At 45.5% G+C, this 25,740-nt stretch carries 7 protein-coding genes; all 7 read right to left on the bottom strand.

The window, feature by feature from the left end; all coding sequences use genetic code 11:
• Positions 1 to 2: 2 nt before the first annotated feature.
• Positions 3 to 15,110: a non-ribosomal peptide synthetase gene (locus LU351_RS17745; protein WP_232595438.1), complete on the bottom strand. Its 15,108-nt coding sequence runs from the start codon at positions 15,108 to 15,110 to the stop codon at positions 3 to 5.
• Positions 15,111 to 15,146: 36 nt separating this feature from the next.
• On the bottom strand, positions 15,147 to 16,745 hold the full coding sequence (locus LU351_RS17740) for an MBL fold metallo-hydrolase (protein ID WP_232595437.1): 1,599 nt from the start codon (positions 16,743 to 16,745) through the stop codon (positions 15,147 to 15,149).
• Between the two features lie 256 nt (positions 16,746 to 17,001).
• On the bottom strand, positions 17,002 to 17,994 hold the full coding sequence (locus LU351_RS20985; protein ID WP_232595436.1) for a sulfotransferase domain-containing protein: 993 nt from the start codon (positions 17,992 to 17,994) through the stop codon (positions 17,002 to 17,004).
• Positions 17,984 to 19,762: a cyclic peptide export ABC transporter gene (locus LU351_RS17730; RefSeq protein ID WP_232595435.1), complete on the bottom strand. Its 1,779-nt coding sequence runs from the start codon at positions 19,760 to 19,762 to the stop codon at positions 17,984 to 17,986. Before LU351_RS17730 ends, LU351_RS20985 begins: the two co-directional genes overlap by 11 nt.
• A gap of 27 nt (positions 19,763 to 19,789) precedes the next feature.
• Positions 19,790 to 22,249 (bottom strand): penicillin acylase family protein, encoded by a 2,460-nt coding sequence (locus LU351_RS17725; protein ID WP_232595434.1) that lies wholly within the window; start codon positions 22,247 to 22,249, stop codon positions 19,790 to 19,792.
• A gap of 97 nt (positions 22,250 to 22,346) precedes the next feature.
• Positions 22,347 to 23,561: an aminotransferase class V-fold PLP-dependent enzyme gene (locus LU351_RS17720; RefSeq protein ID WP_232595433.1), complete on the bottom strand. Its 1,215-nt coding sequence runs from the start codon at positions 23,559 to 23,561 to the stop codon at positions 22,347 to 22,349.
• Positions 23,552 to 24,856 carry a phenylacetate--CoA ligase family protein gene (locus LU351_RS17715; protein ID WP_232595432.1) on the bottom strand — a complete coding sequence of 435 codons (1,305 nt, stop codon included), beginning with the start codon at positions 24,854 to 24,856 and terminating at the stop codon, positions 23,552 to 23,554. The genes LU351_RS17720 and LU351_RS17715 overlap by 10 nt, the downstream gene beginning before the upstream one ends.
• Positions 24,857 to 25,740 lie beyond the last annotated feature (884 nt).

Below are 25,740 nucleotides of genomic sequence, written 5' to 3'. Positions count from 1 at the left end.
GCCTAAATTTCACCCTCTACAAAATCCTCTTCAGCAATCTCGTTCGCATCACTCATCTCAAGCGAGACTTCAGGTTGTGGGGGTTCGGTATTGGCAATGATGTACTCTGCGGTGCCGCTGATGGTTTTCAGGTTAAAGACCTCCTTCAGCGGCAACTTAACGGACAATTTTCGTTTTACTTTGGATACCAACATGACGGCCAGCAGTGAGTGCCCTCCCAAACTAAAGAAGTCGTCGTGCACACCAATGGTGTTCGCATCGATTTGCAGAATACCGGCCCAGATAGCCACGAGTATTTCTTCCAACTCATTACGTGGAGCCACATAAAGCTGCCCTGATGCTAGGCTGATATTCATCCGTTCCAGTGATTGGCGGTCGACCTTACCGTTTGCCAACAGAGGGATTTCCTCAAGGCTGACAAACGTCACAGGCACCATGTAATCTGGCAAAGTCTGTAAAAGATGCGTTTTCAATTCATCGTTTGTTGGCGTCTGCTCAACGTCATCACGGGTGTAAAAAGCAATCAGCTGCTTATTCACCATGCCATCGGCATTTTCCTGGCTTTGTGCCACTACCACTGAAAACCTAATAGCCGTATGCTCGTTGAGAGCAGATTCAATCTCTGCGGTTTCGATACGGAATCCACGAATCTTCACTTGGGTATCCATTCGGCCCAGATACTCAATGTTGCCGTTGTCAAGCCAGCGGGCTAAGTCGCCGGTTTTGTACATGCGACTACCGGGAATAAAGGGGTTGGCCACAAATTTTGCTTGCGTCATCTCTGGGCGGTTTAAGTAACCTCTCGCAACACCATCACCAGCAATATGCAGCTCACCCGGCACGCCGACTGGGGTCGGGTGGTTGTGCTGATCTAAGATATATACCTGAGTGTTGTGAAGCGGTTGACCCAGCACGATACTGGTAACGTTGTCTGTGTTTTCAGCGGTCAACGGCTCTGAGGCGATTTTTGAAATGGTGGTTTCAGTAGGGCCGTAGTTATTGAACACCTGACAATTAGGATTGAGCCCGTTCACTAAATCCACGGTAGGCTTGGTGAGCGCTTCCCCCGCAAAGATCAACACTTTTTGCACCTGAATAATCTTGGTGTCAGACACTTTGAACATGTCAAAATGTGAAGGTGTGATCTTCATACAATCAACGGGGTGCTTATCTAAATAATCCAGCAGCTCGGTGGGATTGTTGACATAATCGTTACCCAATAATGTCAGTGTTTTGCTGAACAGCAGGGGTACGTATAGTGAGATATTGCCAAGATCAGAAGAGAAAGAGGACACTGCAGCAAAGCGGTCGCAACGATTAAGGCCCATCCTTTCCACCACAGAGTAGCAATAATCCACGACCATCCGATGCTCAATCATGACCCCTTTGGGCTGCCCGGTTGTGCCGGAGGTGTAAATCACATAGGCCAAATTATTCGACTGTACTTGCTGATTCAGGGTGCGCTTTTGGGCGTTAACTTCTTCAAGAAGTTGATTCGGAAGACTGCCCTTTTCATCAAGCACGATGACCTGAGTACCAGGCTGCACTACGGCCTCTATTTTGTCTTTAAACTGAGCTTGCGTGACAATAATGCTTGCCTGGCTATCTTTCGCGATATAAGACAGACGATCCTCCGGATATTCAGGGTCCAGCGGCACATATGCGCCCCCCGCTTCCAGAATACCCATGAGTCCCACCATCATGCCCAGCGACCTTTCTACGCACAGTCCAACCAAATTATCGGGCTGCACACCTTGGGATTGCAGATACAGCGCCAGCCTATGGCTTTGTTGGCCAAGCTGCTTAAAAGTAAGCTGATGCGCGTTATCTTCTGTGGCCTCAACCAATGCCACCTTGTCTGGGTTACAAGCCACCTGTTGAACAAATAATTGATGGATACAGTGCTCTTTGGGGTAATCCAACTGATTGGTGGTGTTAGTCGCCGTCAGTCGCTGCTGCTCTGCGTCCGTGACGTAATTCAACTCCGTGAGTTTCGACTCAGGCGCGGCGACGATGGCACGACACAGTTCAGTGAAGTGTTGCACCATGCGCTGAATGGTTTCCTGCTTAAACAGGGCTGTTTTGTAAACAATCATGCCGTCCATGCCCTGCTGGGTCTCGGTAAAGTGCACAATCAAATCAAAACGGCTGAAATTCAGCTCCAACGGGAAGTCTTGAATATCTTTATCGGAGAGATCCATGGCCACGTTATGCAATACAAACATCACCTGGAATAGCGGGCTGATGCCGACAGTTCGGTCTGGTTGCACCAGGTCAACGATTTTTTCGAAGGGGGTATCCTGGTGCTCATACGCTTCCAGACAGGTGTTTTTCACTTGTGCCAATAACGCGTTGAAAGAATCATCACCGTCCAATAAATCGCGGTACACCAGCGTGTTGGCGAACATGCCAATAAGGCCTTCGGTTTCTTCGTGTTGGCGATTGGCGATAGAGCCACCAAAACAAATATCTTCCTGTCCCGTGTAGCGATACAGCAAGGTTTTGAATGCCGCCTGTAGCGTCATGTACAGCGTTGCACCTTGTGTTTCCGTCAGATGGTTCAGTGCTTCGGTGAGTGCTTCGTCAATGTGAAAAACTTCGGTGAAGCCTTCAAAATTCGGCTCTTTTGGCCTTGGAAAATCCGTCGCTAAATTCAGACGCTCTGGCGCACCTGAAAGTTTTTTGCCCCAGTAATCCAACTGAGTTTGCAGCAGTCCGCTGTCTTCCATGAAGTTTCTCTGCCAGAGGCTGTAATCCAGATACTGCACCGGCAAGGCTGGTAATTCAGGCTCATTACCCTGCTGGAATGCCGCCATAATGTGACGGAATTCTTTGATGATCACACTCATGGACCAACCGTCGCTGATGATGTGATGCATATTCAGCACCAGCACATGCTCTACAGCGCTGAGCTGAATAAGCTGGCCCCTGATCAACGGCCCGATGCTTAAATCAAATGGCGTTGACGCTTCCTGCTGACACCTCTCCTGTGCTGTGGCTAAGCGTTCCTCACGATCACCGATATGACTTAAATCTACACGACCAAGCTCGAAATCGTAGCTTTCTTGAATGACCTGCTGAACCTTACCGTCGACGCCGGGATACAACGAGCGTAAGTTTTCATGGCGAGCAATAATAATGTTGAGAGCCTGCTCCACTTGATGTGCATCCAGAGGATGACCGACATCAGATTTGAGGGTGACTGCGCCCGGAATGTTGTAGCCAGCACTGTCAGGATCCAATTGATCGATAAACCACAGACGTTCCTGCACAAAACTCAGTGGCAAATTGCCATCACCTTGTGCGGCAAGCTCATTGCGATCCACAGGTACAATCTGTGGCAGAGAACGCTTCTCCGTTGCCCGCACGATGCCCGCCAACGCTGCCACGGTTTCCTGTTCAAAGAGCGTTCTCAACGGCAGTTCAATCGCAAATTGGCTGCGGATTTTGGCGATGACCTGAGTGGCCAGCAATGAGTGGCCACCCAGTTCAAAAAAGCGATCATTCACGCCAATGGTGGCGGCATCCAGCCCTAATACTTCTGCCCAGATGTTCACCAGCGTTGCTTCACTCTCGTTGCGAGGCGCGAGATAGCTCTGGGCCGATTCTAATGTCAAATCCATGCATTCCAGCGTGCGCCTGTCCAACTTGCCATTGGGAGTCAGAGGAATGGTTGCCAAACTCACCCAGGCGGCAGGCACCATATAGCCTGGTAAATCCTGCCTCAGCGAGGCTTTCAGCGTTTCAGCGTCTAGCTCGATGACGTTGTCTTCTGTTGATGCTTTTGCCAGATAAAAGGCCACAAGGTATTTGCTGCCCTCCTCGCCTCTCGCCACCACCACACATTCTCGAATTCCAGGGTGGTGATTCAGACGAGTTTCAATCTCACCCGGCTCAACCCGATAACCTCGCAGCTTAACTTGTTGATCTGCGCGGGCAATGTAATGCAGCGTCCCACCGTTACCCTCGACATTGGGTATCCAACGCACTAAGTCACCGGTTTGATACAAACGTGCGCCTGACAGGTCGGAAAACGGATTGGCAACAAAGCGCTGTGCGGTTAATTCAGGCTGGTTCAAGTAGCCTCTGGCCACCCCTTCACCACCGATATAAAGTTCTCCGGCAACACCCGCAGGCACAGGCATTAAATCACCGTCTAAGACATAAAATTGGGTATTGGCAATGGGGCACCCCAAAGACACTTCACCGTTAATTTTGCAGACAGAAGACCAAACACTGGTTTCTGTAGGACCATACATGTTCCACAGTTCCAGTTTGTCACACGCCTGCAGGGAATCCTTCAAATCGTTTCTTAACGCTTCTCCCCCACACAAGGCTTTGAAATGCTTTTGCGGCTGCCAACCGTGATTCATCAACATTTTCCAGGTGGCGGGGGTCGCCTGCATGGTCGTTATGCCATGCTCATTGATCAGTTTCGCGAGATCCTCAGGCGATCCCACATTTTCTGAAGAGGCAATCACCACCTGCGCCCCTGTGATAAGGGGTAAGTAACATTCCAGAACGTGAATATCGAAAGAGAGTGACGTGACGGCCAACAGTTTGTCCGCACCAGTGAGACCTGGCTGTTGCTGCATTGACGTCAGAAAGTTCACCACATTTCGGTGTTCAAGCATCACCCCTTTCGGCTTACCGGTAGAGCCCGAGGTATAAATCAGATATGCCAGGTTATTGGCTGTTAGCCCCAGTTCCTGTTGGCTTAGGTTAGCGGTTTCCTGCTGGCTCAGTTCAACACCAAAGGCCTCTTCATCAATACAGATCACTTTATCGACCGATGCGGTCTGCTTTTGCGCCAGCTCAGCGGAAAATAAACCGCCAGAGAACAGATCTGCGGTAAACTGCTCCGTCAGATGCTTCTGAGTGATGATCCAACGCACCCCGGAATCCGCCACCATGTGTACCAACCGAGCCTGCGGATAAGTCGGGTCCATGGGCAGATACGCCCCCCCCGCTTTCATGACACCTAATACGCCAATCAGCATTTCCAGCGAACGATCCACACATAGACCAACCACCGAATCAGGCTTAACACCCTGTGTTACGAGATATCGGGCCAACTGGTTGGCTTTTTCATTTAACTGACGGTAAGTCAAGCTCTCGCCATCGAACACCAGTGCCGTATCATCTGGCGTCTCGGCTGCCTGGGCTTCAAACAGCTCGTGAATGCAGGTACCGCGAGGAGAATCACAGTCAGTGCGATTCCAATTTTGAAGTGATGGATGCTCGTTAGAGGACAGATGTGCTGTGATGTCCGAAAGCGTTTTGAAGCGGCTTTCCTGCAATGCATTGAGGACTTCGGCAAAGTAATCCAATAAATGTTTAATGGTGGTGTCTGAGTACTGTTCAGCACGATAGGCCAGTTCAAATCTCAACGTTCTGCCTTGCCCTGCACTTTCTGGCAGTACCGTCAGTGTCAGTGGGTAGTTGGTTTGCTCGTCGTTTTGAACATCAACCACTCGCAATTCAGAGCTGGCTATGATTTTTTCGATTTCCTCATCAACCGGATAGTTTTCAAACACCACCAGCGTCTCAAACAAATTGCGGTCACGGGTAAATTGCCCCGCTGAGCACACATTTTGAATTTCCGTGAGAGGCAAGAAACCCTTCTCGGCGCGCTCAATACTCGCTTGGTGTAAGTGCTTCAACCAGCAACCAATGTCTTGGTGGCGATCGACTTCAGCCAGTACGGGGAGACTATTAATAAACAAGCCTACCATCTGCTCAACACCGGTGATCTCCGCCGGACGACCGGAGGTCGTTTCACCAAAAATCACGTGTTTATCGCCGCTGTAGCGATGCAGCAGGTACGCCCAAGCCGCTTGCACCAGGGTATTTAGCGTTACCTCATAGTGCTTTGCAACGGTGCGTAGCTCGACGAATTGATTTGCCGTCAGAGTATGGATTTGCTTTCTTGCTCCGCGCGCGTTGCGGTCAGGTTGGGTTGCAAGATCAATCTTGGTGGCGGACACCACATCTTGAAGCTGTCGTTTCCACCAATCGCGTGCCGAGTCTAGATCCTGCTGAGCAAGCCAAGAGAGATAGTCACCGTAGGGTTTTACGTCTGGCAGCGCCGTCGCCAATTGTAACGAACCGTCTTCACCAGCGGCGGCTATTGCGTAGAGCACCATAACCTCCTTAAAGACCAGCGGCAATGACCAACCATCGGTCAGCGCATGATGATTTGACCAGATCAAACAATGCTGCGTATCTGACAATGAGATCAGTGAAATACGCATTAGCGGCGCCTGCTCAACGTTAAAGCCTGTGGCTTTATCCTGCTCGATCAGAGCTTGCAGACGCGTTTGTTGCTGAGCATCGTCAAGGCCAGATAAGTCTATCTGGGCCAGTGGCAGGTCTGCCTCTGATAGCACCAACTGGTGAGTAAAGTCTTGTGTAAACACGGTTCGGTAGACGTCATGGCGACCGACAATAGTCTTGAGCGCTTGCTGCAAGGCATCGATATTCAGCTTGCCGGTTAAAGAAACCGATAGCTGCGCTACATACGCTGAGGCCTCCAAACTGCTGTGGAACAACATACCGTGCTGCATCCCCGTGGTGGGATACGCTTTGACCACGTTTGGGTACGCCTTCCGCCATTTTGAGATTTGACTTTGCAGCGCCAAACTGGGGTCTTGTTGTTGCAATAAATTTGCATCAGGAATACGGGTTTGTCCGGTTTCCTGTGGTTTGGCCAACGGTGCCAGTTTTTCTATCGTTTGGTTTTCAAAAAGCTGCCGAGTGGTCAGGCCTAAACCGACCTGGGTGGCACGGTTGACCGCCTGAATTGCCAGAATAGAATCCCCACCGAGCGCAAAGAAGTTGTCGGTAACCCCCACCTGTTCAACTTTCAATAGCGCCTGCCAGATGGCGCAGAGTTGATTTTCTGCTTCCGAGCGTGGCGCGACGTATTCTTGCTTGATCAGTTGCTCAGAGACATCAATCGCCAGTAAGGCTTTGCGGTCGACTTTACCGTTAGACGTTAGAGGTAAGTCCTCCAGCATGACAAACGCAGACGGCAGCATATAGTCAGGCAGAGACTGCTTCAGATGCTCCCTGAGTGACTCAATGATCTGCTCAGAGCTTTGTGATGTGGCCACCTCAGTGCGAGTGAAGAAAGCAACGAGTTTCTTCGGCGTGTCACGATCGATCACTGCCACATCGTTGAGTGTGACATGCTGCGATAGAACAGACTCTATTTCGCTAACCTCCACCCGGAAACCACGAATTTTCACTTGCTGGTCAATTCGCCCCAAAAACTCCAAATCGCCGGATGAATCCTGAGATGACGTACCCGGAATCCAGCGAACCAAATCTCCGGTGCGATACAAACGTGGGCTACCGCAGGCGGAGCTTTCGTCATAGAAAGGATTCGCGATGAATTTCTCTGCGGTGAGTTCTGGCTGATTGATATAACCACGACCCAGCCCTATACCACCGATAAAAAGCTCTCCTGCCACGCCAACAGGACACGGAGTAAGATGGCGGTCTAAGACATAGTACTGAACATTCGGGATGGCCTGTCCGATGGACATCACCTGATCATCCACCCGACAGTGCTTGAAGCTGCTGGAGATACTGGCTTCGGTTGGGCCATAGACGTTGAAAAACTGTGTACTAGCCGCCCATTTATCCACCAGCTCTTGGCTGTACTTTTCACCACCCGCCTCGACCGTCTTAATACTGGGCATCTTATGGGGGTCCAGCAAGGCCAGAACAGACGGTGGCACATGCAAGTGAGTCACATTAGACGTGTTCACGACCGCAGTGATGATGTCTAAATCTAATAGGTCGTCATTGCTGATTAAGCGCAGCGTACCGCCGCAAGTGAGCGCGCCAATCCAGTCTTCTGCCCCGGCATCAAAAGCGAAAGAGTAGTATTGTAAAATGCAAGTGTTCTGATCATGACCGAAGCGCCGTTGCATATCTTGCGCGAGATTGACGATGCCTCTGTGCTCAATCAATACACCTTTGGGCTTCCCTGTCGAGCCAGAAGTGTAAATGGCATAGGCCAAATGCTCAGAGGTCAGTGGTGTACCATGGGGATACTGATTTTTATCAATATTCTCTTGGAAATATTCACCCAGCAATGCTTCGCGGATTGCTTCATCGAGCAGAAGAATTTGTTGATCATCCAGAGGTAAATCCGCTAATAACTCATTTTCAGTTAATAGGATTTCAATCCCGGAATCCTCTAAAATGTACTCGATGCGATCTTGCGGATAACTTGGGTCAACCGGGACATACGCACCGCCGGCTTTCAGTACGCCCAACTGAGCAATCATCATTTCGACCGAGCGCTCGACACAGACCCCCACTAAGGAATCTGGCTGCACCCCCTGCTCAACCAGATAATGCGCCACCTGGTTTGCGGCGATGTTCAATTCAGAATACGTGAGCTTCTCTTCAACCCCATTGAGGCCAGTACTTAATTCCACCGCGATCGCATCGGGGTTGCGTGCCACCTGTTGTTCAAATAGCTCATGGATGCAGGTGTTCTGGGATCGCTCAAGCCCCTGTTCATCGAGTTCTTCTGGCGCGGTATGCAGCAACCGTTGCGCCTCGTCGGGAGTGAGAACCGGCAGTTGACCCACACTCAATTCAGGCATTGCAATGATGTGCTGCAATAGCACTTCAAAGTGTTTGCTCAGACGTTCAATGGTCGCAGTATCAAACAGTGCGGTGGCATACTCCCAGAGGAATAACATGCCCTCTTCAGCACTGTCTTCCATCTCGAAGATGTCTAAGCTTAGGTCCAGTTTGGAGACAGATTGTTCTTGGTCTATGGGGCAAATGGATAAGCCCGGCAATGCAAACTGACCCAATTCGTTGTTTTGCAACGCAAGCTTGACCTGAATCAAGGGCGAATAGCTTAAGCTCCTTTCAAGCTGCAACTCATCGACCAACTTTTCAAAGGGCAACTGCTGATGCTCATAAGCGCCCAATAAGTAGGATTTACTGCGTTGCAGCAGTGTCTCGAACGTTGGGTTATCAGACAGATCGGTACGTAACACCAGCGTATTCACAAAGAAACCCACTAAGGGGGCTAACTCCGCATGGTCACGGTTGGCGACAGGCGTGCCCACCACAATGTCGTCTTCATTAGAGTAACGGGCCAATAACACCGCATACGCCGCGTTGAGCACCATAAATAAGGTTACATCGTACTTGTTAGCCAGTGCGTGTAAGCCCTGTTGAATTTCTTTGCTGATCGTTTGGCGATGGGTGAGCCCTTCAAAATTCTGAATGGCTGGCCGAGGGTAATCCAACGGTAAGTTGTGAACCTCAGGAATACCCTCCAGCTGCTCTTTCCAAAACTGATAATTCTTCTCAAGTACCGGCGCTTTTAACCAATTGTTTTGCCACCAAGCGTAATCGGCATACTGAATCGGCAATTCCGGTAAAGGATTGGGCTGATTTTCCACAAAAGACTGATATAACGCGGTAAATTCCTTGATGATGATGCCTTCTGACCAACCATCCACCGCGATATGATGCATAGTCACCAATAAGACATGAGCGTCTTCACCGAACTGCAGAAGTTTTACACGCAGCATCAAGTCTTTACTCAGGTCAAATACCTTGTCTGTTTCTTCCCGCCTATGTTGCAGGGTTACCTGATGTTGCTCAGCCTCCGTTAAACCCAGCAGCGAAACAATAGGCAGAGCCACCTGGAACTCATCAAAAATTGACTGTGTGACATCGCCGGATGCGGTGGTCTGGAAAGTCGTTCGAAGAACATGATGACGCTCAACAATGCGTTGAAAAGCAAAATTCAACGCTCTTACATTCAGTTTCCCAATCAGTTGAAAACCACGACTCAAGTTGTATTGGGTACTGCCTTGCTCAATTTGGTCCAATAACCAAAGTCGCTGTTGGTCGTAGGAGACGGCAACCGCTTCATCGGTCGCTCTGGGGACGATTTTTGGTACCTGACTTTCCGTAGCAAACTCGATGGCCTGAGACAATTTACGAATGGTTTGCTCGGTAAACAGGGTTCTGATGGGGATATCTACCTTCCACTGCTGACGAATCTGCGCAACCAGACGAGCCGCCAATAACGAATGCCCACCCAACTGAAAAAAGTTACTTGTCACGCTGATGTTTTCAAGGTTTAACAGCGCTTGCCACATCTCACAAAGCTGCGCTTCTACGGGTGTTTGTGGTCCAACGATTTCCACCGCATCATTGAATTCAGGTTTGGGCAATGCGTTACGATTGATTTTTCCATTTGGAGTTAATGGAATCTGTTCGAGACAAACAATCGCAGAAGGGATCATATACGCCGGCAACAGGCCTTCAAGATGCGCAATAACCCGGTTAGGTAAATTTTCTTTGGCCGCGGAGGCTGCCATATTTGCATGGTCCGCCACAGTTACATAGGCTGCCAACTGAGTCGTATCACCTTCGCTCCAAACGTGAGCGACCGCTTCCACCACATCAGCCTGTTGTTTTAGAGCGGTTTCAATTTCTTCCAACTCTATGCGATGGCCACGTACTTTTACCTGCAAATCCGCACGGCGAACGTATTCCAACTGACCACCTGGTAACCAACGAACCAGATCCCCCGTTTTATACATACGCGCATTAGCTTGATCCAAAAATGGATTATCAAGAAATCGTTCCGCCGTGAGTTCGGGTTGATGCAGATAACCTCGGGCAACGCCATCCCCCCCAATATATAACTCGCCAACAACGCCCACAGGCACCGGCCTAAGATGCTGATCCAACACATAACACTGCGTGTTAGCAATCGGTTCACCCAACGAAATAGCATCTTTTATTCGGGCAGTTGCAGACCACACAGCCGTTTCGGTTGGTCCAAACATATTCCAAAGCTCAAGATTTTCTCTCTCAATTAAGGCATCTTTCAAATCAACACTTAGCGCTTCACCACCACAAAGTGCTTTGAGCTTGCAGGCAGGACGCCAGCCGGTATTCACCAGCATCTTCCAGGTTGCAGGCGTTGCCTGCAGGGCCGTTACCCCATGCGTTGTCAACAGAGAGGACAATGCATCCGGGGAAACAACGTCCTCTGAAGATGCAATAATGACGTGACCCCCGGTGACTAACGGTAAGTACAACTCCAGCACATGGATATCAAAGGACAGGGAGGTAACCGCCAGCAATGTATCTGATTGGTCGAAGCCTGGCGTTTGTTCCATTGAGGTGAGGAAGTTAGTGACATTGCGGTGTTCCAGCATCACGCCCTTAGGCTTGCCGGTAGAGCCAGAGGTATAAATTAAGTAGGCTAGATGATGAGAGGTTAAACCGAGACGCTCAGGGCTCAGGTTACTAGACTCACATTGCGCCAATTCCTCTTTGCATTGTTGATTATCGAGGCAAATTGCCTGTCTGAGAGCGAGCTCCTGGTGAATCGCCTCTGAGGTGATCACCCAACCCACACCAGAATCCGTCATCATATGATCCAGGCGAGCTTTAGGGTAAGCCGGGTCCATAGGCAGATAAGCACCGCCAGATTTCATAACGGCCAACGTGCTTATCAACATCTCCAAAGAACGTTTAACGCAAACCCCCACCACGGAATCGGGCTTCACCCCTTGCTCAACCAGGTAATGAGCCAACTGGTTAGCCCGCTGATTTAACTGCTCGTAAGACAAACTTGTCTCTTCAAATGTGACTGCAATGGCGTTCGGTGTCGCGCTTACCTGCTCCTCGAACCATTGGTGGAGACACTTCTCTTGGGGGTACCTTGCCTGTGTTGCATTCCAATCATGGAGTAGCTGAGTCGTTTCTTGTCGGGTGAGTAACGATAGTTGACTGATTTTTGTTTCAGGCGCTAACACAATGCTTTCAAGCAATGTCTCAAATTGGGCCACCATTCTTTCAATAGTGGGTTTCAAAAAGAGATCAGTGGCGTATTGCCACTCCATTTCCAGACCACGTTCATTTTCCTGAACAATTAGCATCAAATCATACTGAGTCAATGAACCAGAAGACTTAAGCGACGTCGCTTCAACACTGGGTAAATTCAATGGTTCTATCGTCTGATTTTGCAGGTTTAGCATTACCTGAAACAGCGGGCTATAGCTGAGATTACGCTCTGGTTGTAGAGCATCCACTAATGTGGCAAAGGGGGTTTGCTGGTGCTCCTGGGCAGCGTAAGCACGCTCTCTACTTTGCGCCAACAATTCAGTGAAGGATGGATCTCCAGATAAATCCGAGCGAAATACCAAATTATTAATAAACAGACCAACCAGTGGTGCTAACTCTGACTGCTCACGGTTCGCCACAGGTGCGCCAATCACAATATCGGATTCACCAGAATACCGGCTCAATAAAGTGGCAAAGGCTGCATTCATCACCATAAAGAAAGTGGCATCATTTTCCCGCGCTAACTGATGCAGTGATTCTTGTAATTCTCTTGAAAGATGACAATGCACTGAAGCGCCATGAAAACTTTGAACTGCCGGTCTTGGCTTATCAAGTGGTAAACCATGCACAGAAGGAAGTTGATCTAGATGTTGTTTCCAGTAGCCAAGGTGGTTTTGCAATACGTCATCATTTAACTGTCCACGTTGCCAGTGGGCATAATCTCTGTATTGAATCGTTAAGGGTGCCAGTGAAGGTTCAACACCTTGGATTAGTGCAGCATAAAGCACGTTCAGCTCTTGTGTCAGTACACCGAGGGACCACCCATCTGCGGCAATATGGTGGGCAGTTAATAGAAGAACATGAGACTGCGCACTGAGCTTGAGCAAGGTAACGCGAAGCATAAGATCTTCCGCAAGGTCAAATAACCGACTTGCCTCTTCCTGAGTTAATTGGGCAACACGCCGCTCTTGCTCTGCTTTGTTCAACTCGGTGAGATCGAGTACCGGTAATTCACACTGCACCGACCCTTGAACCGTCTGGAATATTGTTCCGTTATCTTCGTAGAAAGTGGTTCTCAGTGATTCATGTCTGTCAATAATGGTGCTAAACGCTTCTTGCAAAAAACCGACATTTAACTGGCCGAAGAGTTTTACCGAAAAAGACAAATTATATTGTGCCTGATCAGATTCAATCTGATTAACCAGCCAAATACGCTCTTGAGCATAAGACGCCTGTGAATCATCATCACCAAAGCGAGGCAAAATGGGAGACAACTCACTGGTGGTGGCAGATTCAACGACCTTTGCCAACTTGCGAATGGTATTGTTGGTGAAAAAATCTCTGACAGAAACATCAACTTGCCATTGCTTTTGAATTTTAGAGATCAGAGTGGCGGCCAATAATGAGTGTCCGCCCAAGTTAAGGAAATTATGATCAACGCTAATATCATCTAACCCAAAGACGTCCTGCCACAACGTGCAAAGTTCAGATTCGATAGGCGAAAGCGGAGCTATGGGAGAAGTCTGAATGTTTGTCTGTTCAGGTTTATCCGCATCGGTCGGTTTTACCTCACCATTTAATGATGAATAGAGTGCACCCAAATCTTTCGATAGGTAGCGGGTTTTAGAAAGTGAACGCTGAATTTTACCGCTTGAAGTTCTGTTGATGCGCCCCGCTTTTAAAAAGACAACATCATCTAAAACCACGTCAAAATACTCAAAAATAGCCGTTTTAATGGTCTCGGCGGCGAGTCTAAAATCAAAACCTTTTAATTCACTACGACTGACTTCCAACATCAACACCGCATGACCATCAAACTCAAAAGCGGCGGCACCATTTTGATTCAGACCGGGATAAACGTTGTAAGCCAGTTTTTCGAAATCCTGAGGGTAATAATTACGGGCTTTAATGATCATCACATCTTTGATACGACCCGAAATATGGAGCTCACCGTCATGGATAAAACCAAGGTCGCCTGTTCGCAAATAACTTGCGTCATCATCAGATAAACGAGCACCAAAACTCGCTTTGGTTTTTTCCTCATCATTCCAATAGCCCTGCGCTACACTAGGGCCCGCAAACCAGATTTCTCCCACTTCTCCATCCGGCAACTCAGACAAAGACTGTGGCGATACAATCTTCAGATGATGTTCCGGCTGGACATGACCGTGGGCAATTAAAATTTGATGCTTTGCTTCATCTTGTAGAAGATGTGCTCTACCCTTTTGCAAATCCTCGCTTAAAAATGCGTTGGCAGTGTATGGTGTTAAATAATTGCCTCCACAGATAAAGACAGTGGCTTCCGCCATGCCATAGGCTGGAAAAATCGCGGACTCTTTAAAACCAACCCGTGAAAAACGCTCACAGAATCGCATCAACGTATTCGCATCCAGCGGCTCAGCAGCATTAAAAGCAATTCGCCAAGAAGACAAATCCAGATGGGTCATTTGATGAGGTTTAATGCGTTCAAGGCAATGATCAAAAGCAAAATTGGGGGCACCACCAATGGTCGCTTTATACTCGCTAATGGCTGATAGCCAGGCCATAGGATTTTTAATAAATCCCATTGGCGACATCAACACTGAATGCGCCCCCAAAAAAATAGGCAACAATAAGGTGTTTACCAACCCTAAATCGTGGAACAGAGGCAACCAATTACAGAACACATCCTGCTCACTACAATGAGTCGCCTGTTGAAGCGTTTTCAGGTTAGCAATAATATTGCCATGAGTAATAACGACGCCCTTCGGAGTACCGGTAGAACCCGAGGTGTATTGTAAAAAAGCAATCTGCTCTGCTTTGGGAAGTTCGTTAAGGTTTTCGGTTTTTTCGCCGATGAACGGCTCGACGCCCAATACTGACTCAACTCCCAATACTGGAAGTGGCGACAAGTCTCCTTCTAATTGAGACTTTAACGAGCCATTCGTCAACACCAAGCTTGCCTGACAATCATCAATAACCGTCAGCACACGACCGGTATGCTTTTTACTTTGTGGCGGGTAAAGCGGTACCGCTACCACGCCCGCGTATAAGCACCCTAAGAATGACTGAATATACTCAAGGCCCGGGGGAAACAATAACACCACTCGCGAATTTCCAGCACACCGGTTTTTTATGTGGTGTGCAATTGACTGAGCCCTCTGATGGAGTTCGCTGAAGCGTATTTGAGAAAGTTCACCATTATCTTCAATAAAGGTGAATGCCTCATCATTGTATTTTGATTGAGCATGATCAGTCAGAAAGTCGTAAATAGTTTCCATACAAGCACCTTATGCTTTTGTCACTCTTATCCGTGGTTATTTGAGGGTGATGGTTTTTTTGCAGAACATGATTTCTGCAGGCACACCGATTTCCTTGCAGGCCGCTAGAAATTTGTTGGATTCCTGCACCTGCCTTGAATCTTCCTCATGTTCTAAACCATTAAAATATTTAAAACACGGCTCTAAACCGATGGCATAAACACACACTTGTTTCGCATTAAACTCTTTCACCATAGGCAACGCCTGCTCACAATCAGAGCCATCTAAGCGGCGTGAGTTTTTGATGTTTTTGGGCACTTTTTTGGTATGCAGAGCACCATACGCCCAGGTATAAGGTGCCCCGACACATTCCATTCCGATTGCCAAAACATCCAAATCAGTAAAGATTTTGCCCAATCGCTGGTATAGGTTACGATCAGGGTTAGAAGAGTCCGCCCCAAAAAAACATTTTTTTCCGTATACCTCTATATACCAGGCCGTCTTAGAGCGAATATTCAAATCACCGTGTTCGCCCAAAAATGGAATACTGACAATACGACCATCAGGAATACTAATTTCATCCAAATCATCCACTTCCAGTACATCAAAATTCAGTTGTTGTAACATCAACCGCAAAGACGGATCGGCTAACGTACCGCCATTATTTTTCGGCACCACCACTTTTTTCGTTTTATAACGAAGCTGCAATAATGTTTCGATATTCGCATGATCCATATGAGTATGGGTCAGCAAGATATAATCAATACTGGCCGGTAACTCGCTATGACCAATCATGGCCTCTGCATTGTCTGCATCTCTAGAGGCAATGATAGGATCAACCAAAATACAAACTTCTTTGGTTTCCAAAATAAAGCCAGCATGACCGGTGTATCTAAGACGTACACCTTCCTCTACTGGCTCATGAAAGAATGTTGACTTTTCTGTTGTGAAAAAATCGCGGTATGAAAGGCCACCGGTTTGTTCATAGCCTTTAAATAATTGATCCACTTTTTCAGCAGAGAGGGGAATTTCACGGGCTCTAAAAATCTCATCCACAATCGGCGCGTTAAACTCCGCTGCCACTTGCATATGCTTATCATCAGGTAAACGTGGTGTGCTCAACACAAACGGACGCTCTTCCACTTTAGACAACAGACCAAAAGACAAACTTTGTAACGACGGCTTATAGTAGGAGCTTCTGTACAATAGCGGTTCAATCAAACGATATGACGGCCGATGCTCCATGTCCAAAAACAATTCAACACACCCTTTCAATGGATCTGGAATATTGTCATAAAGATATTCAATAGTTTCGCCACTGGTGTGGTTAAACAACAATTCATCCAGCAATCTAACCGCATCAGACAACTCAATCAAATCACCACAATTTTCATCAAGTTCAGTAATTAAACTTTGGATATCTTGCAATTGATCTTCTGTGCAATTCAGAAACTCACCTCCGGTGAGTACGGTTTCTTTTGAAGCGATAATGTGTAACTTATAATTTTTCACAAATGACTGCATGATACGCCGATGAGTATTAACGATATACCGTGAAGCCGTCACCGGTGGCAAAAGGTAGGGCCATGCGTACCAGTGATTTATCAACGGTTCAAAATAGGTATCTTCTTTCAAATAAAGCAATTCACTGCTCATATTCGCCACTCTCAATAATTTCGTTTACGGCAAACCTTCACTAAAAACAAGGTAACGACTCGTTAAATTTAACGCCCAAAAAATTAAAGAATTTTTATTTTAAAATTGACAAAACACCACTAACCTAGCGAAATTTGGTATCTCTCATACTGGAAACTGCATTAGATGTTGCATCGGTTTTTCGATGTATTAAAAATAGCGCTCACAGGCAATTCTAAAACCACAACTTCATAAAAGACTAATATCGAATCAAGCATTACGGTAATTGCCAGCTAAATTTAGTGCCCAGCAATTCAAAGAGTTTTTGATTATAAGGTTGATAAAATTTTGCTAACGCCGCTAGAGTGTGTGGATCTGGTGGTGGCAGCTTCATCGGATTTTCATTCGCTTTTTTGGTGTACTCGGGAATTTCCATCACTGGCAACTCCAAAAAATTCTGAACTTTGTCCAAGACGGGTTGTCTCTCACGGAAATAGTCGGCAACATCCATCACCAAGACATTATCTCTACCAAATCGTTCTATCCAGAGTTCCACCGCTTTGTGGTAAATACCGGACTCCAGCACTGGCATCCCGGCGACACTCTCCATCGGAATACTGGGGAATAAACTCAATGCCCGAGCAATGTAGTCGGAAAAACTTCGGAAGTGTTGACCTTTCGAACTTTGCTCTAATCGCTTTCCTCCAACGAAGACTTCCCACTTCCAATAAGAGTACGCACGATCAACAGGATCTCGTAAGGTAATAATAACTTTACAGTCGGGATTCAATGCATGAAGCGTATCCATCACATATAAATTGTGAAGTTCAGGATCAAGATAACCACACCTGATGGGATGTCCTGTTTTTTTCTCCAGCTTTCGTATTTCTTTAACTTTTGGAAACCCAGCACGCCAGTTCTGACGACGATGCAGTTTGGGCTCTTTCAGCAATGGAGCAACAACATTGGGGTGAAATAGCAAATGGCTTACTAGATCACTGGAGCCACTCTTACCTGGTCCGGTCATTATATAATTGGGCGCAATACGATCTTTTGATATCATTTTTCTGACGGTCATACGCCAGTTGGGCACATATGAAAAATAATAAGAAAGAAATTGGTACTCAATCGTGCCCTTTATCAACCTCGGCAAATGATAAAAAAGAGGCTTTTCGGAATGCAAAATATTCCTAAATTCTGTACTCAATTCAAATGATTTGAAAAAATTTGCCATTTGCCGTTCATCCATGACCACTTTATCAGACGACACTTTCTTCCTCCTCACCACTCGGAGACATCTCACTTTTTTCTGGCGAATGAGCGTGTTTATCTGTCGAAAATGCGCCTTCCCTGAATTCCTGGCCATTTTCCATCCGCACCAATTTGTCAGCTAAATGAAAATAACGATCATCATGGGTAATCACTATGACCAATTTATTAAGCCGCTTTAAGTCAGGCAAAATACGATGATAAAAAATTTCTTTAAACTCTGGATCCTGATCAGCTGCCCACTCGTCAAAGATATAAATAGAGCGGTCTTCTAAGTAAGCCACTAACAATGCCAAACGCTTCTTTTGACCATCCGATAACGAGGTAGTAGAGAATTTTCCATTTTCAATAGTGACTTTACCTTCCAGACCAAGTTGTTTGAGGCCCTCAGAGGCTTTGCTGTCTAGTTCGTTATCAGATAAGCCAAAGAGTTCCGTAAAAAGGTAAAAATCTGAATAAATTGCTGAAATGGACTGACGACAAATATTTCGGTTTCCGTCTGTAACAGCAGCAGCATCAAAGTAAATATCGCCTTTTTCAGGAATATAATGAAGAGATAATATTTTGCCTAAAGTCGTTTTACCCGAGCCATTCCCCCCAACAAAAAAGGCCACTTCGCCACGATTTAATGTCAGGTTGATAGGCCCTAGGTGAAAGCCCAGCTCCTCATTCTTTTTCGCCTGATAGGTGTACTCAACATTTTTTAATACTATTTTTTGATGGCACTCGATGTTATCAACGATTTTTGAATCCAAATATTCAATCGTCATATCCTTCAATAAACTATTTAGCTTTCTTGCAGCAACCCGAGCTATGGCAATATTGGGAATCGTATTCACAAATACCGTGATCGGACCGAGAATATAGAGCAGGACCATAACCGATCCCAGTAGATCATCGCGAGTCAAAGTGTAGTAATTAGCAATAACGTAAGTGACAGCACCAATCGTGAAGAAGCTGATAAGGTTACTGTAGGTCATGGCAAAAATCATAAACATTCTGCCCGTTTTAAACGAATCGCTGAATTTTTTTTCTACCTCATGCAATTCATTTTTCAGAAATGCCTGCTGCTTCTCTTTATTCAGTTTTAGCTCCTTGGCACCATATATTAGCCCTCTGATTCCTTCCTGAATACCATCAAAGCTATTCCGTCCTGCGGCCAAATGTCGACCCCCTATTCTCACCGGTATCTGGTAGGTTAAAAATCCGAAGGCCATCACACCCAGTACAAATAGAAAAATTTCTAATCTTAGATACACCAAGAATGCCAACATCCCCACCAAGGTTGTGGCCGCCACAAGAATGTTAGGAATAGAACTTGCCCCATTGGCGACTTCTGAAACGTCATTATTCAGCGCGGTCAACAATCGGGAAGGACCTATTTCTTCCAGCGTTTGAATAGGCAACTTAGAAATTCTGCTGTATATTTTTTTTCTAAGCCCTACGGTCGCATCAATCGCCACATGAAACATTAACGTACCGGACGTTCCCCGACAAAATAGGATTAGCATACACGTCATAAAAAAGAATAACGCTTGATTGGGTGACGAAATCTCGAAGACACCAAACAACCAATAAGAGGTATCAAATTCTGGTTGCATTAATCGCCCAAGTGAGGGTTGCAATGCCATCATAATGAGTGGCACGAAGATCGCGTAGGCAATCCCACCCAATGCTCCAAGCACAGTAGAAAAAAACACTTTATTGGATGATGTGTCCGTTAAAAGCCCAAATAAGCGTATCGCAGAGTTATCCTGGTTTGCTGGCATAATAGCTATTCCATTCCCTTTGATTTTTTATTTTATTGGTTTTAAATACAAGCTTTTATATTTATCTGCATTTTGCCCTGAAACTAAGTTCATTGGTCGTAGCTTGAGCTGTTTAAAAGCCTGAATATTGTCATCATAATGCTTACTGAGCAAATGTTCACTCTGCCCAGTGCTATTTATAAAACCACTTTGATCCTGCCCACTCAAGTCAAGAACCTGACGATATCCGGCTGTCGAAAAGACTCGATATCCATATTCTTGAGTATATCGCCAATCTGCTCGATTAATACTAAATCGATCACTATTACCTTCAATTGTGCGAGAAAAAATACTATCCAATAATGGATGATTCATAAAAGCCAGATGAGGCAGATACACTTCGTTAATATCTTCCCACTCTTTAGAAAAACTAATTTTACGATCCAACTCTTCTAAGGTGGAATCAAGCGCAATCAAAGCTAAATCCTCACAAGTCTCATACTCCACAGTATTGATTTGGTCACACCAGTCATGATTTAAATCAGGATCATTCTGAAAAAGTTTAATAATCAATAAAGGTTGAATGGCGGGAGGTATATTTTGCAACTGGTTCCCTCGTGCTTCGTGCAATAAACTACCCTTGAGATCATCACCAATTAAGAAAAGGTTGAAAAATTTCAACCACACTTGATAAATCGCAGTCTCTTCACTATCACCACGAAGAATCCCATCCCATTCTTGTAACTTTTTTATAGCTTTTTTCTGATCGGTTGTTATACCAGAGAGATTACTTAGATAAGGCAATAGCTCCTTCACTTGAAGGCTTTTGCTGTCCCCTTGTAAAGTCACAAAATCCTTTACAGACATCTTTTCACCTGAATCAATATGATCTTGAATAGCTTGCGTTATACGATCTACGCGGTAAGGAGGTGATTCTACATTCAAAATTACATAGGGATAATTGTCAGGATGATTTTTATTGTTCGCATTTACAACAAATCCTCGTCGCGGATTTATGTTATGGGGTAATTCATCAAAAGGAATATACTTTTCCCATTGATAATCTGAATTCCAACCAGGAACTGGGCGCCTTCCATTACCTTTTTTTCGAATCGGTAGTTTACCCGCAGCGAAACGCGCGATGTTATTATCTTTATCAGCATAAATAATGTTGACCGCAGGTGCTTTGTAGCTTTCAAGTGCAGACTGAAAACTTGACATATCCTGTGCATAATTCATCCCGAGATAACTTTCGAAGGTTTTGTCCACTTTGTCTAATGCAGCCCATCGCATTGACAACGGTGTTTCAACTCTCCTAATACCATCACTAATAAGTGGCCCATTACGAGTCTTTCTGACTTGCCACTTTACAGGCGGGATAGGTCGGGTTAAAAAAGATGGAAAGGCGGCTTTAATGTTAATGACCTGTTCTTCAATTTCCATATCTACCCACTTCCCATCGACCTCATATTGGTTTGGATTCAATGGATTAGTACGTTCCATGTAAAGGTCAAGAGCATCCGGGAACATATTAGTTATTCCCCAGGCAACAGACTGATTACGACCCATAAATACCAAAGGTACACCCGCAAAAGTAGCGCCTGAAACGTGCAAACGGTCACCTTTAATATTTGCTAGATACCAGAGGGAAGGCATTTCCGTTAATAGGTGAGGATCACTTGCCAATAAGGGTAATCCCGATTGTGTATACCTACCAGAGACTGCCCAAGCATTACTACCTACGGCGATTTCGCCACCTAATTTAAATTGATCTAAAAGACGATCATTGGCTGCAATAAGCTCTTTTTCTAATTTGCTGTCAGCTAAAGTGTTTTCATAGACATCAGCACCAGCACTTACATGTGCATTAATATTAGGAACAATATCATTGGCTTTATCTAGACCAACCTCCTTCACCAACAAGTCAAACTCTGTTTCAGCTGTATGATTGGGACCCAATGTCAATGACATAAGCTTAATCATTAGTATTGTATCTAATGGTTTCCAAAGCTTCGGTTTCACCCCAAATATATAAAATTCAATTGGCAGAGTCTGTCCTTCATTTATCCAAGCATTAACACCTTCTGTATAGACCTTTAGAACTTGTTGTGCAGGCTCACTCAATGACGCCAGAGCTAATTCGGCCGCATTTACTAAATCATAAGCACGTAAGTACTGATCCATTGGTAGAAAATCGATACCGAGTATTTCACTTAGACGTCCTTCAGCCATCCGTCTTTTGTACATCATCTGCCAGAGTCGTTCTTGAGCGTGAACATAGCCGAGAGCAAAAAAAGCATCCATATCTGTTTCAGCTATTATATGCGGTATAGCATATTCATCACGTGTAATTTTTACAGGTGCTTTAAGCCCTTTCACTTGAACAACCCCTTCCTTCTTAGGTAGGCTTTCCAACAACCAAAAGTAAGCCCCACCAAAAACCACTAGAAGGGGAAAAATAACCCAGATCAGAAAACGAGATAAAATAGGGTGAGAACGCATTAACATTTCGCTTTTTCCTTGCTTAACTTTATATGTATGAACTGCGTTGTATTCAAATCTTTATGCGATAGAATGAATTTACTCAGCGAATCATTACTGGCTATTAATTCAGACCTAGAAAAGTCACCAACTCATCCAGTGACAGATAAAATCGTTCAATCTCATCCGTGGTGTTGTAAATGTATGCCGAGATACGTAACACCTCGCCATCCATCTGATCATCCACTACTGGCTGAGCACACATATGGCCAGTTCGACACATAATGCCGTAGGAATCACTTAATGATCTGGCAACATCAGATAAGTCTTCACAGCCTTTTATTTTCAAGCTGCCAATCGCACAGCGATTTTTAACGGTCTTTGGGCCTAACAGCTGAAGGTAATCTCTTTCCATAGCACCTTGTATAATAGCCTCACTAAGCCCCTCGGTGTGCTGGCGAGATTCTTCAGCACTTATCTGACTCAAATAAGAGAGGGCTGCCCCTAAACCTAAAGTAGACGCAATGGGTGGTGTTCCGGCTTCAAATCTGTGGGGAATTTTACGCTCCTGTGATCCTTCAACATCTACCCAATCGACCATGCCTCCTCCAAGCATTAATGGCCGCAGTTCATTGAGTCTTTCGCTTTTACCATAGAGACACCCAACACCAGTAGGACCCAACATTTTGTGACCGGAAAAAGCCAAAAAATCCACCGGAATTTTTGAAACGTCAATGCGCAGGTGAGGATGTGGAATGGACTGTGCGGCATCGACAATGACGATAGCGTCACAGGCTTTTTTGGCTGCGATCGCCATTTCTTCAATCGGTGCAATATTGCCGGTGACATTGGAGCAATGTGTGAGAACCACCACTTTGGGTTTGAGCTCCAATAATTCGTGGTAGTGATCGAGATTAATGCCACCGTCACTGTCCAATTCAACCAATTTAAGGTCAGCAAATCGGCGCCATGGCAGTAACTGAGCGTGGTGAGAATCAAGAAAACCAACCACCACATCGTCAGATTGTAAATTCAAACCATGGGCCACTAAATTTATTGATTCTGTGGTGCCTTTGGTAATGACAACTTCGTTACCGTAGGCCCCTAAGTACTGGGCAACCGAATACCTGACCCGCTCAAAAGAATCGGAGGCTTCTTCAGACAAATAATATTTCCCTCTGTGTATATTTACACCATTTTGGGAATAGTAATTTGACATAGCGTCAATGACGGCTTGTGGTTTTAGTGAAGTGGCCGCACTGTCCAAATACGTAATTCGCTGACCGTCAATTAATCGATCTAATACGGGAAAGTCACCCTGACATTTCGCTATACCCACGACAACTGCCTCCTTTTTTCGTCTCGCTGTGCGACACTTGAAATACAGGAGATAAACTTGCCTCCACGATCCGCTGGTAGGTATTGTGTCGGAGTGCAGGTAATATTGTTGGTTTTCAACGTTTCTCGAAATTTTCCAATCAACTCATCTTCTTGCTGTGGTGTCCAAGCGTCATTACGCAAATAGCTAAAGGAAAACTCATCATCGTTTGTTTGGTTCATTTGATACATATCGATCCACTCTGCCGGGCCGATGAGCTCATCCAGTTCTCTGGGAGTCACGACGGTATCATCACGTAACCAAAGTGCATTTTTCACACGCCCTTCAGCTCTAACAACGGGTGCCGGATGACCACAGGCACATTTTTCTGCGCTCACCCTAAACATATCACCGGTTGCATAACGAATATGCGGGGACAATTCATCTCCCAAAGTGGTAATGACCAATTCAGCCAGCTCACCAGGCTCTGCTGGCCGACCATTTTTTATAAATTCCAGATGGTAATCTTCAACATTCATGTGCTGTTTACCTTCCGTGCACTCAAAGCCAAGATACCCCATTTCTGACATACCAAGCATGTCAGCAAAGGCGACGTCCTCACCATAACATTCCTTAATCTGTCGCCGAGCGACTTGTGTACAGAGGGTGTAACCGGACATGATGCAAAAGCCCTGCTTCTTGTGAGGGAAGCGACCGCTTTTCTTCATCGCACGGATTAAAAAAGCAAAATGAGTAGGGTCAACAAAAAGTAAATGGGGATCGTATTCTTCTATCTCATCCAGTGCCATATTGACCATCCGCTCTGGCGTCGTCAGGAGATCATGGTATACCGGTAAAACGAGAGTACCGTCATCCAACAGCCGACTTTCCATCGTGCTATTGGGATTTGCACATTCAACGTCAGAACAGTTTGGTGCTGCAAACCTGCAGGTACGGAGTTTTAAGCCAGGCCTCCAAAGAGAAGAAAATTTAGAATTAACCGAAATACAACTGGCTTGGCGCCTTGCTAAATCATAAGAAAGCACAACACTAACCAGCCTGTCGCCTTCCGTGCCTGAACTCTGGAAACGCATGACATGAGGGCTTTTCAGGTTGTACCCAGAAGCGATCACACTGGCTGGAAACCCCTTCCTATAGTCTTTTTTTACCGTTGGAGGAATACGTGATAAATCGCCGATTTCTGTTATATCTCTTGGATTAAGCCCTGCATTGTCCATGTGCTTTTTAAAAAAAATCGTATTGTCATACGCATAACGGATTTCATCTTGAACTTCTTCAAAATTCGCGCCACCCATCTTAAACCGTCCATCTCCAATTTCCATTTAAAATTGAATTCGATGAAATAAATCACCACCTCAACTGAAACACCCTATCTATTATTTACTTCATTATCATTTCGGAACAACTTAGGCGTACCATTAAAAATATAAAACGCACTCAAAGCCCACAAAACAACTTCAAAACACCCAACCAGAAACACACCCTCTCAATCAAAACTCCCAGAATCAACACAACTCAAAAGAATTAAAATCAACAACAAAAAACTACAAAAGAGAATATTAAAAACAAGAGGATTTAAAAAGAGAATGTCACCAATGAGAATATTGAAAATAAGAAAACCCTTAAAATCAAACAACAACCTCAAATAAAAACTGATTAAACTTACTCGGTGTATACTAATCATTAAAAAAATAAAGTGTAGGCAATATCACGCCAAAAAAATATTTTTCGCGCCTAAAATACATAAACTTTATTAATCCAACAACCTCAAGCTGATATACATGCCACTAAAAAACCACCACCCTCAGCAATGCTGCGCAAAGCCTTTGCTTTCGCAATTCTTAAATAGCACCAAACAATAAATAAAAATAGAAAATAACAAATAAGAAAATCTTAAAAAAATCAATTAAGCTGTATACCAAAAACAATAAGCAGTACTCAAGCTGCATATTAATAAAAATCAAAAATACCTCTTAAACAAGAGGGGCTATCACCCCCAGGACGATTGCACACTTTTATCCTTTCGAATTAAGCAAATTGTATAAAGGGCACCTCTAAAAATAGCCCAACTTTGATATAATCTCACTGTTCAAAAATTTCAAGAGTTTCCTTCTATGTCTCAGCCCGGCTTTTTTGATTTAGATGACAGGTATCGCAAGTTAGATGAAAAAGATCCATT

Origin of the sequence: Marinibactrum halimedae (assembly GCF_021234875.1) — a bacterium.
Lineage (GTDB): Bacteria > Pseudomonadota > Gammaproteobacteria > Pseudomonadales > Cellvibrionaceae > Marinibactrum > Marinibactrum halimedae.
Note: the sequence above shows the minus strand (reverse complement) of the source record. Positions and strands in the feature narration are given on the sequence as shown.

Excerpts from the sequence above, each read along its gene's own strand:
- LU351_RS17745 (WP_232595438.1), bottom strand. The coding sequence starts at position 15,110 with ATGGAAACTATTTACGACTTTCTGACTGATCATGCTCAATCAAAATAC.
- LU351_RS17730 (WP_232595435.1), bottom strand. The coding sequence starts at position 19,762 with ATGCCAGCAAACCAGGATAACTCTGCGATACGCTTATTTGGGCTTTTA.
- LU351_RS17715 (WP_232595432.1), bottom strand. The coding sequence starts at position 24,856 with ATGGGTGGCGCGAATTTTGAAGAAGTTCAAGATGAAATCCGTTATGCG.
- LU351_RS17740 (WP_232595437.1), bottom strand. The coding sequence starts at position 16,745 with ATGAGCAGTGAATTGCTTTATTTGAAAGAAGATACCTATTTTGAACCG.
- LU351_RS17725 (WP_232595434.1), bottom strand. The coding sequence starts at position 22,249 with ATGTTAATGCGTTCTCACCCTATTTTATCTCGTTTTCTGATCTGGGTT.